Annotated in this window: 2 protein-coding genes; both read right to left on the bottom strand. The window is 44.7% G+C overall.

Annotated features, from left to right (window positions below; translation table 11 throughout):
* Positions 1 to 198: hypothetical protein (locus ASC50_RS07550; RefSeq protein ID WP_226995429.1), on the bottom strand; the 198-nt coding region annotated here is incomplete at its 3' end.
* Positions 195 to 2,847: T9SS type A sorting domain-containing protein (locus ASC50_RS05975; protein WP_158648528.1), on the bottom strand; the 2,653-nt coding region annotated here is incomplete at its 5' end. The genes ASC50_RS07550 and ASC50_RS05975, both read right to left, overlap by 4 nt.

The raw sequence follows: 2,847 nt of genomic DNA, 5'->3' as shown, positions 1-2,847 counted from the left end.
TTTTGCATCGTTTGTGTCGGTTAGGGAAGCCTCCCCGTCCACTGATACAGCACCCCCGGGCAGTGGTCTCTGTTTTTCATTCACGACTCCCCCCCGTACCAATATATCTTGTGCGACCGCCTCGACCACCTCGTCCTGCGCTAAAGCAGGAATCCCCACTCCGATGCACAACATTATGATGCACAACTTAACCTTCATTCTACCACCACTTTAAGTGTTTCCTTCCCTACTCTCACAAAATAGATTCCCTTTATGGATGGCATTGGTATTTGCGTTTGTATGGGATGTGTATCAACACCGCGACCGTTGAAATCGTATATTTTCAGGCTTTTTACCTCTTCGGGGATGCCTTCGATGGTGATGGTATTGCCGCCGGACACCGGATTGGGATATACATGCAAGGGGGGAGCGGATGCGGCGGTTGTTGGACGCAACGATATGCTCGTGAACGGGGTACATACGGTATCTTCTTCGGCAGTGATGAGAACGACTTTGTATTCAAAGGATGTATCCAATGTGTCGGTAAAATGATTGGGACCCGCCGAATAGACAAATTCGGTAGAAAACAAACTATCCGTTTCAGTGGTACCTTTAACCCTTTTGAACCATTCGCAGGACACAAAATCGTAACCGAGGTCGCCATTTACAATTAGCAAGTTGTTATATTTCATGGACACGATGATGTCAAAGGGAACTGTATCCGATGAATGAAGCGGCAGTTCAGGAGTAGGAGGCGGTGGTGGTGGCGGTATCGCCTTGAACGTTACACGGATATAATGAGTAGTATTGTTACTGCTTTGCAAATTTCTGAATGTGTAACTGCCTGTTACACTGTCGGTTGAAATGTAGTTGATGGATGTATTCACGTTATCAATAAAAAGGTTTTCAATGAGGGAATCCTCATTCGCAGTAAACGTAAATAATAGGCTCTCGTTCCCGTATTGCACAATGTCGCTCTCCGGCGAAATACTGCCTCCATATCCTGCCGAAGCGGAGATGTAGTAGGTATTAATTTCCCAAATAGCATACAATTCTGAGTGACTATCAATTACGAAGTCTGGCTTATCTGCTTCATAATGCGTACCTGAGCCATCGGCGTTTGTATTCCAATGGTCAAGATGATAACCTGTCGGGCTGGAGAATATATTGGAAGGAGGCAGTTGTAATGCAATACCGTGAGTTTTTATCCGTACCGAGTCTGTGCCACTACCGTCATTGGAATGAAAGATAATATTGTAGGGGTTTCCCTCAAAATATATTTTCAATTCGGTGTCACCTGTTACCATAAGTGCTGTATTATCAATCTCAATCTCATCCTCGCTATCTTCTAAAACTAAAGTCCATTTCAAAAAATGATAGCCCGGGAGCGGGATTGTATCAAAATAGTCTGAAATCGTATAAGGACCTCCATATCCAAATTTTCGGGTGCGTGGAAACACTGTTCCCATACCGCTCGCGGCGAGTCCTACACGAACATTGAATGAATCAACTGCAAAATGCGCCACTATTTTCAGTACGGTGTCCGCCGCCGGCATCGTAAATTCCGTAATTGTTGAATCGCTCCCCTCAAATGTCCATTTATCAAAATGATGATTTGTTGCAGGGATTGTATCAAAATACACCGAAATTGGATAAGTATACCCCGCATTCGGTATAAATCGCTCAAAGTTTGGAGTTACAGTTCCCATACTCGAATCGTTGCTTGCGGCTCGAACAATGGTTTTCTTAAATTCAGGAAATCCATCATTGATAGAACCCGCTTCAGACAATCTCCAAACATGCTCAAAGTCCCAACTGAACAATTTTCCGACTGGAGATATCTTATTCTGATACGTTGATGAAGCTTTGAAAAATGTAATTGACTTATCTGCACCTTCGTTACTATCCTCACATTCAGCGCAACTTTTAGAGCTTCCATTAACCAATATGGAACTTAACGCATAAGAACCCTGCACTATGCCTGACACTTCTGTATATCCAATTCGGTGTGCCGTCTTTTTAACACCGGTCGCTGTGACGGTTTCATTGGCGGCAAAACACAAGGATATACCGGCATCCGTGCGACCGCAAATGCCACCGGCATAAGATTCAAAACCGGGCTCCGTTGAAAGACCAAAATAAATCTCCGAAGAAGAAACAATGTTGCCTGTATTATAGCAATTAGAAATAAGACCATCATCCAGCATCAGACCACAAATTCCGCCGGAAAAAGAGCGATAAATCTTATTTCCTTCAACAGAAGATGATGAAAAAATGCTATCGGTATTATAGCAATCAAGGATGTACGTCCCGTTTTCGGCTAAGCCACAAATTCCGCCGACACAAGAACTACCGTCAGACTCAGAGAAAACGCTACTCTTATTATAGCAATTAAATATACTATCCCGCTCTGCTCTGCCGCAAATGCCGCCGGATGACAAATTATACGTAGCCTCCAAAGAAGCCTGCACTCTGCCACTTACGCCTAAATTTTTGATGATGGCACCACGAGCAAAGCCAAACACCCCGACATACATATCCGATGTGGCAGAGGTGTAACTTGCATCAATGTTGACTGCCACCTCATAGCCCCCACCATCAAATGTACCCTGAAAAGGATTTGCGAAATTACCGATTACAGTCCGAATAGTGTCTTCTTCGCCTGTTAAATCCCGCGTTAACAGGAAATATGTGCCGGCATAACCGGTTCCGCTGTTCACCGTTGCCGCCAAAGCCTCCATATCGGCTCGGGATGATATGCGATAAGGGTCGCCCGCTCTGCCGGAGCCACCGCTATATGCCTGCACCACAGCCGTGTTGCAGACAAACAATGCTATTGCGATTGATGTGAAGAATCTGTTCATATAT

Source organism: Candidatus Symbiothrix dinenymphae (assembly GCF_001431085.1).
Note: the sequence above shows the minus strand (reverse complement) of the source record. Positions and strands in the feature narration are given on the sequence as shown.